The organism is Rhodococcus phenolicus (assembly GCF_001646785.1).
Classification (GTDB): Bacteria; Actinomycetota; Actinomycetes; order Mycobacteriales; family Mycobacteriaceae; genus Rhodococcus; species Rhodococcus phenolicus.
On record NZ_LRRH01000232.1, the window covers coordinates 33,576 to 49,564 of the forward strand.

The following is a 15,989-nucleotide window of genomic DNA, read 5'->3' on the forward strand; positions in this document are numbered from 1 at the left end:
GAGTTCTGTACCTGCTGTCGCGCTCGTGGTCGGTCATCCCGGCGACCTCTCCGGTGCCGCGGTCGCCGCGTTCCGGGCCGCGAGCAGTGCGAAGGCGTGAGTGAGCTCCGGTGGGCCGACGACGTCGATGTCGGTGTCGAAGCGGTTGAGGGTGGCGGCCAGCGCCACCCAGGACCAGGATCCGGCTTCCAGTCCGCATTTTCCGGGGCCGAGATCCTCGACGACGGCGTCTCCGGCGAAGGGGAGGATCTCACCGGCCGGCCGATGGAGGACGACCTTGCCGTGGCAGGGCCACCGATCGGTGCCTTCGGAACCCTTGAATCTGGCCGACACGAACTGCGCGACGTCGCCCCCGGGGACCTCGCGCGGCGCGAAGCGCGGTCCTGTCGGGATGCGGGGCGTGATGCGGTCTGCGCGGAAGATGCGCCAGTCGGTGCGCTCGAGATCCCATGCGACCAGATACCAGCGGCCCCGGGCGGTGACGAGATGGTGCGGCTCCACCCGGTGCGGCGGAGAGGTGGTGTCGGCTGTGCGGTGCCTGCTCGCATAGTCGAAGCGGAGTACCTCGCGTGCGCGGACGGCCGCAGAGATCGCGACGAGTGTCGCCGGCGGCACCGAGTCGGATGCGGTCGTCCCGGAGCCCGGGGGGATCGCCGTGAAGGTCAGCCCGTCGAGACGGTGCCGTAGGCGGGTGGGCAGCACCTGCCGCACGGTGGTCAGGGCGCGGGTGGCGGCTTCTTCGATCCCGACCCCCGTCGTTGCTGCGGCCTGCAGGGCGACAGCGAGCGCGATTGCCTGATCGTCGTCGAAAAGCAGTGGTGGCAGCTCGTTTCCGGCCTCGAGGCGGTAGCCCCCTTCCGGCCCCATCGTTGCGTGGATGTTGTATCCCATCTCCCGGAGCCGGTCGACGTCGCGGCGGACCGTGCGGCGGCTGACGCCCAACCGTTCGGCCAGCAGGGTGCCCGGCCGGTCACGCCGGCTCTGGAGCAGCGACAGCAGATCGAGCAGGCGAGAGGCGGTCGAGGGCATGCCTCCGATCCTAGGTCTGTATAGGACCGAAACCGACCTACTCGGATGTGAGGGTCGATGTCGTCAGGGAGCACGCCCGGACACCGCCCTCACTCAGGAGCAGACATGAGCATCACGACGACCACTCACCTCAACTTCCGCGGCGACGCTCGCGCGGCACTGGAGTTCTACGGGTCCGTCTTCGGCGGTCGGGTCACGATCGTGACCTACGGAGACTCCGGCATGCCTGCGGAGGCTTCCGGTGCCGACCACGTCGTCTTCGGCCAGGTCGAGACCGGAGACGGATTCCGGGTCATGGGGTACGACATCCCCGGCCGCACGGACGGATCCACGGAGACGGCGGGATCGACGCGTCGCGAGAACGGCGTCACCCTCACGGACCGACCCTTCTTCGTCTCCGTTCGCGGCGAGAGCCTGGACGAGGTGCAGAGCTATTGGGACAAGCTGTCCGTCGGTGCCTCCGTCGTCGAGCCTCTCGCCGCCTCGGCGTGGAGCCCCGGCTTCGGGATGCTCACCGACGGCTTCGGAGTGACCTGGATCCTCGACGTCGCCGCCGCATAGGACGTCGAGGGTGGTCATCGGGACTGCAGTGCGGACGGTTCGCCACGTCCGTGCTGTAGTCCCGGGATCCGGAACCCTTCCCCGCGATTTCAGGTGGGAGTGTTCTGTAATGTGTCCGAATTTGCTACTTTGCGTCGGGGCGCACAGCGCCCCCTTCGCGCGTGGGAAGGGCACCGATGATCAGGCCGAGACGTCCATCCATTTCCGTGATCGCACTGTGTGCGGCACTGCTGCTGGTCGGTGCGTGCGGAAGCGGCGGGTCCGAATCCGCAGGCGCCGCTGTGGAGCCGGCGGGCGATCCGGTCGGCGGAGGCTCGGCGCGCACGGTCCAGGTGCGCGAACCGGTGTCGCTCGATCCCGCCGTCCTGGCGAACAACTGGGTCGGCCAGGCGCTGCTCGGAAACGCGATCTACGGAACTCTGCTCGTCGACGACCCCGAGTCCCTCGAGGTCGAGTACAAGCTTGCCACCGATCTCGCGACCACGGACGGCGGCGCCACCTTCACGCTGTCGCTGCGGCCCGATCTCACCTTCACCGACGGCACTCCGCTCGACGCGCGGGCCGTCGCTTTCAACTGGGACCGGCTCCGTGATCCCGCCACCGCGTCGGCATCGCTGCCTCAGGCTTCGCAGGTCGCATCGACCGAGGTCGTGGACCCGACCACGGTGAAGATCACGATGGCGGCGGCCAATCCGCAGTTCGCGCACTCGATCGCGGCGAGCGCACTCAACTGGATCGCCTCGCCCGCTGCCCTGGGCAAGGGGCAGGAGGCGTTCAACAGTGCGCCGGTCGGGGCCGGGCCGTTCGTGCTGACCGAATGGCGCCGCCAGGACCGTATCGAGCTCGATCGTAACCCCGGTTACTGGGATGCTCCCAAGCCCTACCTCGATCACATCACCCTGCGGACCGTCAGCGACGTCAACCAGCGCACCAACGTTCTCGTCGGCGGGGCAGCGGATCTCGTGGCCGAGTCGAGCTGGTCGGCCCTGGCCCGCGCGAGGGAGGCGGGATACGTCACCGACATCGTCCGGGAAGGCGGCGGACAGTACATCGCCCTGAACGCGCGCCGGGCCCCCTTCGACGACGTACGCGCACGCCGCGCCGTCGCGGCCGCGGTGGACACGAACGCGATAAACGACGCGGTTTTCGGTGGTGACGCCGAGGTTCCCCGGACGCTCTTCGCCGAGAGTTCGCCGTTCTTCGCCGACATTCCACTCGGAGACCACGACCCCGACGAGGCGCAGCGGCTGTTCGACGAACTCGCGGCGGAGGGGAAACCGGTCGAGTTCACGTTCACCACGACCTCACTCGTCGAGATCAAGTCCGTCGCCGAAGCCGTGCAGGCCCAGCTCAGCGCGTTCGACAACGTCGAGGTGAATGTGGAGATCCTCGACTACGCCGCGTTCATGCCGCGCTACAGCGGCCGCGACTTCGATGCGACGATCTGGTCGGCAGGCGTCCAGGAGCCGCACACGACGCTGTGGAGCTCGTTCCACTCGAAGTCCCCGGGCAATGTCACGGGCGTCGCCGATCCGGAGCTCGACGCCGCCCTCGACGCCGGTTCGGCCGGCGTCGACCTCGGTGAACGCAAGGCCGCGTACGACACGGTTCAGGAGCGTCTGGCCGCCCTGGACCTCGGTATCTGGTACATGCGGGCGGCACCGTCGGTGATGCGCACCGGCGATATCCACGGTGTCCGCATGTACGGCATGGGGTCTCCGCTGCCCGAGGAACTGTGGCTCGCCGGCCGTTGAGCAGGGGGCGTGCTAGTTCGTGACAGCTGTCGCGTTGCGGGACTTCGCTTTCGGGCTCGTGCCTGAGGAGCGTCCGGCTTCGAGCAGGCGTCCGGCGTGGTCGAGGATGCACTCGAGTCCGTATTCGAAGTTCCGGTCGGTGGGCGCCCCGCTCTGGAGTCCCTTCGTGTTCGCCTCGGCGAGCAGCGGCGTGGTTTCCGAGGAGATCGGGAAGAGTTCGTAGTACGCACCGGACGGAGCCTCGGACTGGCGGTTCTTCTCCTGGAGACGGTGCAGCACGATCATGCCGTGGACGTGCAGTTGGACCGCCGAGTAGACGTCGACCGAATCCTCGAGCGTGAATCCCGACTCGATGAGGTTCGCGACTACGCTCTCGGTCTGCTTCGCGCCGAGTTGGGCTGCCTTGGGGCTCAGCGAGGACCGGATGAGAATCAGGTCGCACAGGATCGGGTTGTTCACGAACGTCTCCCGGACGGTCCGTGCGTGATTGCGCAAGGTGTCGCGCCAGTTCGCGGCTTCGACGAACGGCATCGAGTACGTGTACTCGCGCAGCGCCCGATCGGCCATGGCGCTGAGGAGGTCGTCCTTCTTGCGGAAGTACCAGTAGATGCTGGTGACGCCCACGTCGAGATGCTTGCCGAGCATGGGCATGCTCAGGTTGTCGATCGAGACCTCGTCCGCGAGTTCGAACGCGCCGTCGAGAATGTCGTCAGGGTTGAGCGAACCTCGTTCGCGTCGTGGCCGTTTCGCCATTTCACACTCCCAACTCTGTCGCGTGTCACCGAGATGCCACACGTTCGCCGAACCGGCTCGATGCCGCCGCTTCGCCCGTACATGCCACGGTAAATGATACCGATGAGGACACGGGCGGATCGCCGGCGGGCTGTCCCGAAAGTTTTACCGATAGCAATACAGTAACATCGTCGGCAATTGTGCGGGGTCGCGACGAAAGGGGGACGCGGTGGATCTGGGGCTCGGGGACGCGGCGGCGGTGGTCGTCGGCGGCAGCCGCGGGATGGGCCTGGCCAGCGCTCGGTGCCTGGCCGAGGAGGGGGCGCGCGTCGCCGTCGTCGGTCGCTCGGAGGCCGACGTCGCCGCCGCGGTCGGTGAACTGGCCGGGCGTGGCAGCCCGGATGCGGTCGGACTGGTCGCCGACGTTCGCGACGCCGCGTGTGTCACGTCGGCATTCGCGGAACTGGGCCGACGGTGGAACGGCGAACTCAACGTTCTCGTCAACGCGGTCGGCCCCGACGTTCGGGGGACCTTCGACGTCCTGACCGACGAGCAGTGGCACGATGCCGTCGACGACGGTGTGCTGTCGATGGTGCGGTGCGTCCGTGCGTCCCTGCCGATGCTGCGGCGGGCCGAATGGGGCCGAATCGTGAACTTCTCCGCGCAATCGACGCAGCGGCAGAGTGCTTCGCTGGCCGCCTACACCGCGGCGAAGGCGATGGTGACGAGCGCATCGAAGAATCTGTCGTTGTTGCTCGCCCGTGACGAGATCCTCGTCAACGTCGTCTCGCCCGGCACGGTGGTGACGCCCGCCCTGGTCGGCTGGGCGGCGTCGGTGGGCGTCGAGTCGGACGATCCCTATCGGTTGATGGGGCTCATCGACACCGAATACGGGCACGCCGCGCAGCTTCCGCGCGCCGGTATGCCCGACGAGATCGGTGCGGTCGTCGCGTTCCTCGCCTCCCGTCGCAACTCGTACATGACCGGCGCGAACGTCAATGTCGACGGGGGCTCGGATTTCACGTGATCCGTCGTCCCGGGCGGCGGGAACCGATACCCGGTCCGTTCGGGCGAACGTTTCCGTCACCGGGAGACCGGGCGCCCGTCAGCGCAAGCCGATCGGCATGCGTTTGATGCCGTGCACGAAATCGCTGTGCACATGATCGGCTTCCCCGACGGTGAGATCCGGCAGCCGGGTGAGCAGTTCGTGGAACAGGTGCCGTAGTTCCATCTTCGCGAGCTGACGGCCCAGGCACGCGTGGGGGCCGGGCGCGCCGAAACCGACATGCGGGTTCGGGGTCCGGGTGACGTCGAATTGGTGGGGTCGCGCGAACACCGACTCGTCGCGGTTGCCGGAACAGTAGAACAGCACGATCTTCTCGCCCGCATCGATCTTCGTGCCGGCGACCTCGGTGTCTTCCGTCGCGTGGCGGGCGAAGTGGATGACCGGGGTCGACCAGCGCACGAACTCTTCGACGGCGCCGTCGATACGGGCATCGAAGTCGTCCAGCAGCCAGTCCCGCTGATCGGGGTTCGCGACTAGCGCGGCCAGCGCGTGACTGCTGGCCTGTTTGGTAGTGTCGTTGCCCGCGGAACCGAGCAGCACCATGAAGGCGCCGATCTCCTCGTCGCTCAGGCGATGACCGTCGACCTCGGCGTTCACGATGTTGGTCATCAGATCGTCGCGGGGATCCTCGCGACGTGCCCGAGCGAGGTCGATGCCGGCGCCGGCGAGGATGCCTAGCTGGGTCATCAGGTGCGGCGCGCGTTCCTCAAGGGAGGAGTACTCGTCGTCGCTGGCGCCGAACAGGCTCTCCACCGCATCGGCGATCTTCTCGCGATCTTCGGGAGCGACGCCGATCATGTCCGAAATCGTGCGCATCGGCATCTTGCGCGCGTACTCCGCAGCGAAATCCACCGTGCCGTTCGTCTCGAGATCCTCGACCAGTTCGTCGACGATGTCACGGGCGCTGGCTCGGATCTGGTTCTCGATCATCCGGATCTGTCTCGGGGTGAACGCCATGTTGATCAGGCGGCGATACCGGGTGTGCTCGGGCGGGTCCATGGCGAGGAAGAAGGTCATTGCCCGCTGGATCTCGGCCGGCATGGGGTCCATGCTCACGCCCTGGCTCGAACAGAACAGTTCGTGATTGCGGCTGACGTACTGGATGTCGCTGTGGCGCGTGACGGCCCAGAATCCGGTCTCGGCGTGCGGAAAGATCGACGGGGTCGGTGCGTGCCAGCTCAGTCCCTCCTCGGCGCGCAGGACTGCGAACGTCTCGTCGCGGGTGCGGAAGTCGTTCTTCCAGAACTCCGGGGCCGAGATGTCGAGTCGGTGATAGGGGCGACGGGATGCGGTGGTGCCGGCGGTCATCGAGCCGCGCCCGTCCGGAACCCAGGAAGTGTTGTATCGGTGGGTGGTTCGATGTTGTTCCGGCCCGTCACGGTGCCCCCTGCAATCGGATGTCGGAGAATGTGTTCGATGTTACAGTTGATATTACGGGATGGGTAACCACCGGTGGGTGGAAGTGTGCGAGACCGACTCGGGGGACGCCGGTGGAATTTCGCGAGCGGCCGGGAACTCGTGGCGGCATCCACGATGATCCGACGGAACCGACCGGAAAGGCCGAGCGAATGACCACCGTGTCCACGGACAATTCCACCGGAGCCGACCGTGCATCGGACCCCGGCACGCTGCTCGCCGATCAGCGCCGGGCGTTCCTGGCGGAAGGTCCGCCCGCCGCTGCGGTCAGGCGGGAGCGGATTGACCGGCTCGTTGCGATGGTTCTGGACAACCGCGAGGCCTACGTCGACGCGCTGGGCAGCGATTTCGGGACGCGCTCGCGCACCGGGACGCTGTTCACCGAGATCATGGGCATGCTGTCCGTGATCGAGCACACCCGCGCCCACATCGACAAATGGATGAAACCGCGCAACCCCAAGCCCGGGGCGCTGTTCTACGGAATCCGTACCGAGGTCCAGCCCACCCCACTCGGCGTCGTCGGCATCGTCGGACCCTGGAACTTCCCGCTCAACCTGGTGGTGCTGCCTGCGGCGGCCGCGTTCGCCGCCGGCAACCGCGTGATGATCAAGATGTCCGAGATCACCGGACACACAGCCGAACTCACCCGGAAGCTGGCGGCGTCCTATTTCGACCCGACCGAACTCGCGGTCGTCACCGGCGGCGCCGACGTGGCGGCGGAATTCTCGGCGCTGCCCTTCGATCATCTGTTCTTCACCGGCTCGACCCGCGTGGGGCGGCTCGTCCAGCGGGCCGCCGCGCAGAACCTGGTACCGGTGACGCTCGAACTCGGCGGGAAGAATCCGGTGGTGGTGGCACCGGACGCCGACGTGCACCGGTCCGCCGTGCGCATCGCCCGCGCACGGATGGTCAACGGCGGCCAAGTGTGCGTGTGCCCCGACTACGTGTACGTGCCCGCAGACCGGATCGACGCGTTCACCGTCACGCTGCACTCGGCACTGCGCGAGATGTTTCCGACCGTCGTCGGCAACGACGACTACACCGCGTGCGTCGACACCGCGAACTACGAAAGGATTCTGGCGCTGCTCGACGACGCCCGGGCACGCGGTGCGCGGATCGTGTCGCTCCTCCCGACCGGCGAGAATCTGCCCGACCCTGCGACCCGCAAGATCGCGCCGACCGTCGTCCGCGACGTCACCGACGAGATGCGCATCGCGACCGAGGAGATCTTCGGGCCGGTCGTCGTCGTCCGCCCGTACACGGCGCTGGACGAGGTGATCATGCGGGTCAACTCCGGCCCGTCACCGCTGGTCGCCTACTGGTTCGGTCCCGACGGCCCGGACTTCCGCCGTTTCGTCCGCCGTACCCGTACCGGCGGTGTCGCGCGGAACGACTTCGCGATCCACATGTTCCCCGACGATGCGCCGTTCGGGGGTGTCGGGCACAGCGGGATGGGCGCCTACCACGGCAAGGCCGGGTTCGACACGTTCAGTCATCACCGCACGATCGTCGGCACCGATCTGCCGTTCGCCGTCACCGCGATCGCGGCACCACCGTTCGCGGTCCCGACCCGGAAGATCGTCGATCTGGCGCTGAAGGCCGCCCACCGTCGCTCGCGGCGACGCATCCGCCGCCAGTCTGCGGCGGGAACGCCCATGCCGTGACCGCGGGAGCGCCGGGCCGCCCGGGTGCTGCCGTGCCGTCGAGCCTCGCGTCCGGAAGAGCGAATGCGCTGCGTTCGCTGCCGAAGCCAGCCCGGATGCGACAGACTTGTTGTCATGACTTCGTCCGCGAAGGCCCAGACCACCTACCTTGCGTTGTCCGGGTCGGATCTGCCGAGATGGAAGGATGTCGTGCCCGGTGGCCGGCACGTCGAGCACCCCGGCCGTGAGCGCCGCAGCATCTATCTCGACACGGACGAGCGGGATCTGCGGCGCTGGGGGTGCATCCTGGGGTACCGCACCCCGGGACCCGGCGGTGAGGCCGGCTGGGAACTGATCGTGCCGGGCACGCTCGGCACCGAGCTGCACGTCACCTCCTCCGACAGTAACGTCGTGCCGGACGAACTGACCGCGGCGGTGGCAGGTCTGGCGGGTGGGAAGCCGCTGCGGCGCTCGGTCACCCTCGGCATCGGCGAAGAGCGACACGAATGGTACGACCGTAAGGACCGCCTGATCGCCCGGATCGGTGTCGAAACCGTCTCGGCCACCGTGATCGGCGCCGTGGCAGGAATCGAACGTTGGCAGCAGATCCACGTCGATATCGGTTCGAAGGCATCGAAGAAACAGCGTTCCGGGATCGCCGCGGCGCTGGCCGGTACCGAGCCGGTGCCGAAACGCAGCGAGCTCGACCGTGCGCTCGCCGCGGTCGACGCGGACCCGAACCGCGCGACTCCGGTCGCGGAAGGCTCGTCACCGCATCGGGTGCTCGGTCCCTATCTGGACACCCAGATCCAGGTCATCGGCGCGGGCGACGTGTGGCTGCGCCGGGGGCTGGACCCGATCCATCCCGTCCGGATCGCGATTCGGCGGCTGCGTAGTGCCCTGCGGGTGTTTCATGACCTGTTCGAATCCTCGGAAGCAATATGGCTCGACACCGAATTGGCTTGGTATGCAGGATTACTCGGCCATGTTCGGGACAGGCAGGTGCAGCGCGCCCGGTTCGCTGTCGCCCTCGAGACTTTGCCCCCGGAGCTGGTGATGGGCCCCGTTGCCACGCGGATCGACACCGATCTGCACGCCGATCAGCGTCGCCGGCTCGACGAGGTGTCCCGCACCCTCGACTCCGACCGGTATCGCACACTGCTCGTCACGCTCGGGCGCTGGCGGGCACAGCCCCCGCTGACCGAGGTGGCGGACGGTGAGCGGATCGTGGTGAAGGCGACGCGGCGGGCGGAACGCAAGGCCGACAAGTGGGTGCGGGCCGCGGCCGACGGCGGCGACGAGGAGGCGCTGCATCGGGCGCACAAGGCTGCGAAACGGGCCCGCTGTGCAACCGAGGTGGCCACGCCGCTGCTGGGCCGCCGCCAGGTGAAGCGAAACACCGCACGTTACAGGAATATTCAGCAGGTGTTGGGGGAGCATCAGGACAGTGCTGCGGCCACGGACCTGCTGCGCGAGTTCGGTGCCCGCGCCGGGACCACCCCCGGGGAGAACGGGTTCACCTTCGGGTTGCTGTACGGGCTCGAAATCCGGTCGGCCGAGCGAACTCGACGCGACGTCGCCGGCCTGGCCACCTGAACGGCAAGCCGTCGGTCCGGGAGTCCGGCATCATTTTTTTCCAGCGGATCGGGACTGCCGGGCATACTCAGTCGCCGCCGCCGTCGGGCGTCTCGGCGATCAGGGCGCGGACCGCGTCGAGATCGGCCTTGCCCGAGGGTGTCCGGGGAAGTGCATCGGCGATCACGATGCGTGCGGGAATCTCGTACGGAGCCAGCCGGGTTCGCAGGAATCCGATGATCCCCCGAGGGTTCGGGTTCTCCTCGTCGCGCAATTCGACGAGCGCGACCGGCACCTCGCCGAGTCGGTCGTCCGGCCACGCCACGACCGCGGCACCGTCGACCCCGGGATGCTGTTCCAGTGCGGCGCGCACGTCGTCGGGCAGAATCTTGAAGCCGCCCCGGATGATCGCCTGATCGGCGCGGCCCAGGATCCACACGAATCCCTCTTCGTCGATGCGCGCGAGATCGGTGGTGCGGATCCACTCCGAGGTCGTGTCCAGTTGTCCCGGCTGGACCTCGAGCAGACCGGGACGATCGGCCGGCAGGATGGCGCCGTCGTCGTCCACGACCCGTAGTCGGGCGCCGCCGCTCGCTCGGCCGACGCTGCCGCGTTTGGCATGCCAGTACGCGCGGTGCTCGGGGAGAGTCCAGCCCGCGACGCCACCCCCGAACTCGGTCGCGGCATACGACGTGAGCACCGGTATGCCGAATTTGTCGTGGAAGGCGTCCGCATCGTCGGCGGACAACGACGCGGTGCCGGAGGTGACGACCTCGATCGACGCAAGGTCCTCGCGGCCGAGGCCGGAATGCAGCACGGTGCGCAGCGCGGCCGGCACCAACGAGACGGCGCGTGGCCGGTGGGTACGGACCGCGGCGATCCACCGATCGAGTTCGAACCGGGGGAGCAGCACGAACGGCCGGGCTTCGGCGACGCACTGCAGCACCCGGAACACCCCGCCTATGTGGACGAGCGGTGCGTTGACGATCGCGACTCCCGCGCGCGGCCGGGACGGTGCGGGTGCGCGCCGCGCGTCCGGTCCCAGGACGCTCCGGGCGAGCATGTCGTAGGTCAGGTCGATGCGCTTGGGTGGTCCGGTGGTGCCGCTGGTGAGCATCCGGACCGCCACCCCGGTCTTCCCGGAGGCGCGCGGGGCGACGGTCGCAGGCGAGGGGTGCGGTCCGGCATCGAGCGTGCCCAGCGGGAGGGTTGCGGTGCCGGGTACGGGGTCGACGAGGGCGTGCAGGTCGTCCGGGCTCCCGATGATCAGCGGCAACCGGAGTGCGGCGATGTCGGCGCGGGTGCGATCGTCGCCGCGCGCGGGATTGACGACCACCACGGTGCCGCCCGACGTCAGGACACCGAGGAGCGCGGCCACGAACTCGGGGCGGTTGCGCAGCAGGATCCCCACCTCGCCGGCAGTTCCGGGGTGCGACGCGACCCGTTGCGCCGCATCGCGCAGCCGCCGTCGAGAGACCCATTCGTCGTCGAACTCGAGCATCGGAGAATCAGGCGCGAGCGACAGGACCGCGGCGATGCGTTCGGACAGTGCGTGCGTCACCGGCACTGCCATTCGGGTGCTCGCTTCTCGACGAACGCGCGGGGACCTTCGAGGGCGTCCTCGGTGCGGGTCACGCGTTCGCGGAACGACTCGGCCAGCATCTCCGCTTCGTGCAGCGGGACGTTCAAGCCCTTGACGATCGCCAGCCTGGTTCCTCGAACAGCCAGGGGCGCATTGGAATTGACAATTCCGGCGATCTCGTGGGCGCGCTCGAGGAGTCGGTCGTGCTCGACGACCTCCGTGACCATGCCCAGTTCGTAGGCGCGTGCGGCGCTCATCCTCTCGTGTTTGCCCATCAGTGCCATGCGCAGGGCGACCGAGCGGGGCAGCACGCGGGACACCCGGACCACCTCGCGGCCGGCGACCAGGCCGATGCTCACGTGCGGATCGAAGAAGGTGGCCTTATCCGAGGCGATCACGATGTCGCCGGTCGTGACCCAGTCGAGTCCGGCGCCGCAGCACAGGCCGTTGACCGCCACGACGATCGGCTTGGTCATGCTCCGGAACGGTGGTGTGCCCTCCTGCGGTGCCTCCCACTGTTCGTAGGTGGACAGGTACGGGCGTTCGTTGATCACCCTGCCGTCGCCGGGGATCTCCTTGACGTCCGCGCCGGTGCAGAATGCGCGGCCGGTGCCGGTGACGACGAGGGTCCACACCTTGTCGTCGTTCTCGGCCTCGGTGTACGCGGCGCGCAGTTCGGTGATCATGTGCGGGCTGAGCGCGTTGAGAGCATCCGGCCGGTTGAGTGTGAGGGTGGCCGTGTGCCCGTCGACCTCGTACTCGATCGTGTCGAACGGCATGTGTTTCCTTCTGCGGGGAGGGCAGCCATACTGGTATACCTACAGTAGACCATACCGTTATGCTTCGGGCATCGAAAGTGGAAGAGGGACAACGATGACCAGCTCCAGTGCCGCGGACGGACGTGTTCTCTACCACGCGGACCGGGACCGACGGATCGCGACCGTCACCCTCGACGACCCTGCACGTCGCAATTCCTACGACCTTTCGATGCGCGACGCCCTCGCCCGGTACCTCGACGACGCGGCCCAGGACGACGACATCACGGTCGTGCTCCTGCGCGGCTCCGAGGGTGTGTTCAGTACCGGCGCCGACATGAACAACGCGTACGGCTGGTACGGCAGCAAGGACGACGACGGGGACCGTCCCCGGAAGAGCCGGCCGAGCCAGCGGCGCCGTCTCACGGTCGACCGCAGGACGTTCGGCTTCTACCACGACTTCATGGGCTATCCGAAGGTCACGGTCGGTGAGATCGCGGGCTACGCGCTCGGCGGTGGGTTCGAGATGGCCCTGATGACCGACATCTCCGTGATCGCGCGGGACACGCGCATCGGCATGCCCGCGACCCGGTTCCTCGGGCCGGCGCTGGGCAGCCTGCACATGTTCTTCCATCGGCTCGGTCCGGTCCTCGCACGCAGACTGCTGCTGACCGGCGACATCGTCGATGCCGCATCCGTCGAGCACCTCGGGGTGTTCACCGAGACGTGTGAGCCCGGCGCGGTCACCGCGCGCGCCCGGTACTGGGCGGAGAAGACCGCGAAGATGCCCGCCGACGGTGTCGTCATCGCGAAGGAGGCGTTCCGGCTCGTCGAGCAGAGCCAGGCATATCAGGGTGAGGAGGTCGCGAGCTACCTGTTCCATGCGTTCGGCACCAACCTCCAGTTCGGGCCGGGTGAGTTCAATTTCGTCAAAGCCCGGGCCGAACACGGAACCAGGAACGCATTCCGCCTGCGCGACGAGCACTTCCACGTCCCCGAACCCGAGTTGCAGTAGGTCATCGCCCGTGGGCTGTACCGGCCGCCGGAAGCAGACGCCGCGACGCGGGTACCGCGGGATCGTGAGCACGAATCGAACTCACATCCCGTCCGGCGACGAAGCGATCGCGGGGGTGCGGTACTCCGTGGTTACCTCTGCTCGGCCCGACGCCGGAATGCGGGTAGCTCGGAGGCGAGTCGATCCGCGGCTTGCATCGGAAGAGAATGTGTGGTGTCCGGAAACACCGTTACGGTGGCGTTCGGGAGGTGTCGCGCCCGTTCCACGGCCTTTCCGCCGCCGGCGATCGAATCACGTTCCGCGATAGCGACATAGGTCGGCACGGTCAGGTCGGCGAGCTGGTCCTGATCCGCTGTCGACCTCAGCGGGGCCGAAGCAGTACGACGGGCACGGTGCCCGCCGTCTCGGGTGACCTCCATTCGTACACGCGCACGGTTCCGAATTCGGTCGCGATGTCGTGGGTCGCCGTGGGTGCGGGCAGCGTGGTCATCGTCCGCGCGTAGGCGTCGAGATAGACGGTCCGCCCCTCGACACTGCGGAAGTGCCCGACTCCCGGTGCCCCGGAGAAGAACTGCCGGATGCCGACCGCGCGGACGGACGCCAGGGCAGCGGTGAGCGCGATCGCCGGGCGGCACCGGGAAAGCTCAGGCCGCCGGGCCGTCGCAGGTCGTCGTGAACTCGGTCGGTCATGGACGGAGATTGTAGGTTTTCAGTGTGCCGAAGGTTGTCGTTCAGGCCGAGGGTCGGGCGGCATCGGCGGGGTGGCGTCCCGGGCGTCCGGGCGGTGAAGATTGCGCGATGAGAAGCATGGGGTAGAGTGGCGGTGCTTCACGACTTGCCGTCGCAAAGCCCCGACTTGACGGCAGACCAACCCCACGCTCGCGGGTGGTTCGGGTGACGAAGCGGTCCGAGACCGACCGGCTCGGGCACGAGCGCCCCGTCCCGGGGCTTACCCGGAGGAACACGATGACCCTCATCGCCCGTTCGATCGTCCATACCGATGCCGCGTCCTGCCGATCCCCTCACGACGGCCACCAGGTCCATCGCATCCGTGTGCTTCGCGCGCTGCGGGATCGAGACCTCGCCGTGCACGTTCTCGTCGAGATCGTCGAGGAGAGTGTCGTGCAACTGTCCTGGGACGGAAGACAATTCCGGTTCCTACATCACGACGTCGACTCGATCGCCGATGCCCTCGACTCCGGCGGCGACGTGGGGGAGTGGATCCCGCGCTGGCGCGTGTTGGTACTTCCCGGCAGGGGACCCGACGACCGAGCCGTCTTCACATTGTGCGATACGGAACACTGGACGGCCTGCTCCGAGGAGGCGTTCACCGGTCCCGGATCTCGCCGGGTCGCATAGAGGTCGCTGGACTCCGCTGCCGTACACATCGCCTGCCGGATGCCGAACGTGGGACGGCGAGGTCTGTCACCGACACAGCCTATGATCGCGGCCGGAGGTGACCACGGCCGCACGGCGACGCGTGGCTGGACCGTGAGTAGGCGAGGGGAAGGGGCCGGTACTGGGTTCGATTGCTTTTCGCACTGTATACGGCGGGCCCGATCCCGAACTCGTGCAAGTGGTGTCGGGGATCAAGCGGAAGCCGCGCGGCATCGACCTTCCGTACGAACTCGACATTTTCCTGCACGTCGGTGCGGAGATCTCGTCGACCTGTGACCCGAGTGGCCTCCATGTACCGCGGGTGTCGGTGGCAAAGCGCAGGATGACGGGACAGATTCGCATCAACCGTGATGAAGTGCGGGAGGCGCCGGACCTGAAGTCCTTCCTGCAGAGCACGATCCATCGTGCGGTGAAGCAGATGATCGAGCATATTGCTGCCAGGGATGCGACCGTGGACGCGGATGTCGAGATCCGGAAGGTCGCATTCCTCGGTGAGCAGTAGGAACCGCTGGAGGCAGCATCGGATGACGTGGCGGTGCGGCTCGCGAAGATCGGGGACGCCGCGACCGAACGCACCGAGGCATCATCATCGAGGTGTTCGTCGACCAGGACGGCGAGGGACCGTTCGATGTCCGGGCGTGGTTCGAGGGTTCCGACGCGTTCGCGCTCGATCGCAGGCTCGATGCCGAGCGTCATCTCTTCGGCGTGGTCTGGGGAGAGCGGGACTGGAAGCCGGCGGTGCCGTCTCGCCCGCACGGATGGACCCGGGACGAGCTCGAAGAGGTCGTCGTCGATACCGTCGCCGAGTGGCTCGGTCCGCTCGTCCCGATCGGGGAAAGGGGCTTGCGCTGGGATGTCGCTTCTCCCGAAGGCACACTCGGAGCAGCTCTACGAACTGCGACGAACGAGGTCACGAACTCGGAAGGAGCCGTGACCTCGTTTTCGTCGATCGATCGGACGGGCGACCCGACTTCGGCCTGTGCGCCGGGTCGGTTTTCTGCCGTGCTGTAATGGTGCGGTGATGAACCCGACGCAGCACTGGTGGCCGTACCTCTAGCGGCCTTGCGAACTGTGTTGTCCGGCCGCCTTCTCCGCGGTCGATGACACTCACGTCTCTGCACGCAGTGACACCGGTCGGCGGAGTGAGGTGGCCACGATCCGAGAGAGGAACCACCTCATGACCCACGACAGCGATGATGTTCTCCGAGCAGGTATCGGCGAGATGCTGATCAGTTCCCGTTCACTGGATGAGTACCGGTCGATGTTCAACCTCACCGATGAGGACCTGTCCCGGAGAATCCTGGACTGCCCCGGCGGCGCAGCGGGGTTCACCAGCGCCGTGAACCGACTGGGCGGTGACGTAACCGCAAGCGATACGGCCTACTTCGACCGCGAAATCGAACAACTCGCCGTCGTGGCGGCAGCTGAAACCGAACGTGGGAACCGGTACATCCGAGCCCACG

At 67.5% G+C, this 15,989-nt stretch carries 15 protein-coding genes, 1 pseudogene and 1 riboswitch; of the genes and pseudogenes, 10 read left to right on the plus strand and 6 right to left on the minus strand.

Going from position 1 to position 15,989, the window contains the following annotated elements; genetic code table 11:
* Positions 1-33 precede the first annotated feature (33 nt).
* A complete protein-coding gene (locus tag A8G15_RS29470) occupies positions 34-1,029 on the minus strand; it encodes a helix-turn-helix transcriptional regulator (RefSeq protein ID WP_068166774.1) in 996 nt (331 codons plus the stop codon).
* A 105-nt stretch (positions 1,030-1,134) separates the two neighbouring features.
* Here A8G15_RS29470 and A8G15_RS29475 point away from each other — a divergent pair, with 105 nt between their 5' ends.
* Complete coding sequence (locus A8G15_RS29475) at positions 1,135-1,590, plus strand: VOC family protein (protein ID WP_068166776.1); 456 nt, start codon at positions 1,135-1,137, stop codon at positions 1,588-1,590.
* A gap of 206 nt (positions 1,591-1,796) precedes the next feature.
* Positions 1,797-3,344, plus strand: coding sequence for an ABC transporter substrate-binding protein (locus A8G15_RS29480; protein ID WP_342671607.1), 1,548 nt, complete (start codon positions 1,797-1,799; stop codon positions 3,342-3,344).
* A gap of 12 nt (positions 3,345-3,356) precedes the next feature.
* Here the strand turns inward: A8G15_RS29480 and A8G15_RS29485 are convergent, their stop codons facing one another.
* Entirely contained in the window at positions 3,357-4,097 is a 741-nt protein-coding gene (locus A8G15_RS29485; protein ID WP_068166779.1) for a TetR/AcrR family transcriptional regulator, read from the minus strand.
* 208 nt (positions 4,098-4,305) lie between these two features.
* Here A8G15_RS29485 and A8G15_RS29490 point away from each other — a divergent pair, with 208 nt between their 5' ends.
* Positions 4,306-5,103: an SDR family NAD(P)-dependent oxidoreductase gene (locus A8G15_RS29490; protein WP_068166780.1), complete on the plus strand. Its 798-nt coding sequence runs from the start codon at positions 4,306-4,308 to the stop codon at positions 5,101-5,103.
* A gap of 78 nt (positions 5,104-5,181) precedes the next feature.
* Here the strand turns inward: A8G15_RS29490 and A8G15_RS29495 are convergent, their stop codons facing one another.
* Positions 5,182-6,450 (minus strand): cytochrome P450, encoded by a 1,269-nt coding sequence (locus A8G15_RS29495; protein ID WP_068166782.1) that lies wholly within the window; start codon positions 6,448-6,450, stop codon positions 5,182-5,184.
* 260 nt (positions 6,451-6,710) lie between these two features.
* On the opposite strand from A8G15_RS29495, the gene A8G15_RS29500 reads away from it, so the two are divergent.
* Positions 6,711-8,222, plus strand: coding sequence for an aldehyde dehydrogenase family protein (locus tag A8G15_RS29500; RefSeq protein WP_082900258.1), 1,512 nt, complete (start codon positions 6,711-6,713; stop codon positions 8,220-8,222).
* A gap of 114 nt (positions 8,223-8,336) precedes the next feature.
* Positions 8,337-9,797 carry a CYTH and CHAD domain-containing protein gene (locus A8G15_RS29505; RefSeq protein WP_068166783.1) on the plus strand — a complete coding sequence of 487 codons (1,461 nt, stop codon included), beginning with the start codon at positions 8,337-8,339 and terminating at the stop codon, positions 9,795-9,797.
* A gap of 67 nt (positions 9,798-9,864) precedes the next feature.
* Here the strand turns inward: A8G15_RS29505 and A8G15_RS29510 are convergent, their stop codons facing one another.
* Together A8G15_RS29510 and A8G15_RS29515 are read right to left on the minus strand one after the other, a co-directional pair.
* Positions 9,865-11,349, minus strand: coding sequence for a class I adenylate-forming enzyme family protein (locus A8G15_RS29510; protein WP_425415143.1), 1,485 nt, complete (start codon positions 11,347-11,349; stop codon positions 9,865-9,867).
* Positions 11,334-12,137 carry an enoyl-CoA hydratase/isomerase family protein gene (locus A8G15_RS29515; RefSeq protein WP_068166785.1) on the minus strand — a complete coding sequence of 268 codons (804 nt, stop codon included), beginning with the start codon at positions 12,135-12,137 and terminating at the stop codon, positions 11,334-11,336. The genes A8G15_RS29510 and A8G15_RS29515 overlap by 16 nt, the downstream gene beginning before the upstream one ends.
* 94 nt (positions 12,138-12,231) lie before the next feature.
* On the opposite strand from A8G15_RS29515, the gene A8G15_RS29520 reads away from it, so the two are divergent.
* A complete protein-coding gene (locus A8G15_RS29520) occupies positions 12,232-13,128 on the plus strand; it encodes an enoyl-CoA hydratase/isomerase family protein (protein ID WP_068166786.1) in 897 nt (298 codons plus the stop codon).
* Positions 13,129-13,489: 361 nt separating this feature from the next.
* On the opposite strand, the gene A8G15_RS32315 is transcribed toward A8G15_RS29520, so the two are convergent.
* Positions 13,490-13,618, minus strand: a complete 129-nt coding sequence (locus A8G15_RS32315) for a hypothetical protein (protein ID WP_281180815.1) — start codon at positions 13,616-13,618, stop codon at positions 13,490-13,492.
* Between the two features lie 336 nt (positions 13,619-13,954).
* Positions 13,955-14,067: riboswitch (SAM riboswitch) on the plus strand.
* A gap of 27 nt (positions 14,068-14,094) precedes the next feature.
* On the opposite strand from A8G15_RS32315, the gene A8G15_RS29530 reads away from it, so the two are divergent.
* The 4 genes and pseudogenes from A8G15_RS29530 to A8G15_RS29545 form a co-directional block, all read left to right on the plus strand.
* On the plus strand, positions 14,095-14,487 hold the full coding sequence (locus A8G15_RS29530) for a hypothetical protein (protein WP_068166788.1): 393 nt from the start codon (positions 14,095-14,097) through the stop codon (positions 14,485-14,487).
* Between the two features lie 211 nt (positions 14,488-14,698).
* A complete protein-coding gene (locus A8G15_RS29535) occupies positions 14,699-15,028 on the plus strand; it encodes a hypothetical protein (protein WP_156665645.1) in 330 nt (109 codons plus the stop codon).
* Between the two features lie 86 nt (positions 15,029-15,114).
* Complete coding sequence (locus A8G15_RS32175) at positions 15,115-15,537, plus strand: DUF6389 family protein (RefSeq protein ID WP_425415144.1); 423 nt, start codon at positions 15,115-15,117, stop codon at positions 15,535-15,537.
* Between the two features lie 166 nt (positions 15,538-15,703).
* Positions 15,704-15,989, plus strand: a pseudogene (locus tag A8G15_RS29545) (hypothetical protein); the annotation flags it as partial.

Bases quoted from the DNA above. Each gene is read 5' to 3' on its own strand.
- A8G15_RS29470 (WP_068166774.1), bottom strand. From the start codon at position 1,029: ATGCCCTCGACCGCCTCTCGCCTGCTCGATCTGCTGTCGCTGCTCCAG.
- A8G15_RS29475 (WP_068166776.1), top strand. From the start codon at position 1,135: ATGAGCATCACGACGACCACTCACCTCAACTTCCGCGGCGACGCTCGC.
- A8G15_RS29485 (WP_068166779.1), bottom strand. From the start codon at position 4,097: ATGGCGAAACGGCCACGACGCGAACGAGGTTCGCTCAACCCTGACGAC.
- A8G15_RS29495 (WP_068166782.1), bottom strand. From the start codon at position 6,450: ATGACCGCCGGCACCACCGCATCCCGTCGCCCCTATCACCGACTCGAC.
- A8G15_RS29500 (WP_082900258.1), top strand. From the start codon at position 6,711: ATGACCACCGTGTCCACGGACAATTCCACCGGAGCCGACCGTGCATCG.
- A8G15_RS29505 (WP_068166783.1), top strand. From the start codon at position 8,337: ATGACTTCGTCCGCGAAGGCCCAGACCACCTACCTTGCGTTGTCCGGG.
- A8G15_RS29510 (WP_425415143.1), bottom strand. From the start codon at position 11,349: ATGGCAGTGCCGGTGACGCACGCACTGTCCGAACGCATCGCCGCGGTC.
- A8G15_RS29515 (WP_068166785.1), bottom strand. From the start codon at position 12,137: ATGCCGTTCGACACGATCGAGTACGAGGTCGACGGGCACACGGCCACC.
- A8G15_RS29520 (WP_068166786.1), top strand. From the start codon at position 12,232: ATGACCAGCTCCAGTGCCGCGGACGGACGTGTTCTCTACCACGCGGAC.
- A8G15_RS32315 (WP_281180815.1), bottom strand. From the start codon at position 13,618: ATGACCACGCTGCCCGCACCCACGGCGACCCACGACATCGCGACCGAA.
- A8G15_RS29530 (WP_068166788.1), top strand. From the start codon at position 14,095: ATGACCCTCATCGCCCGTTCGATCGTCCATACCGATGCCGCGTCCTGC.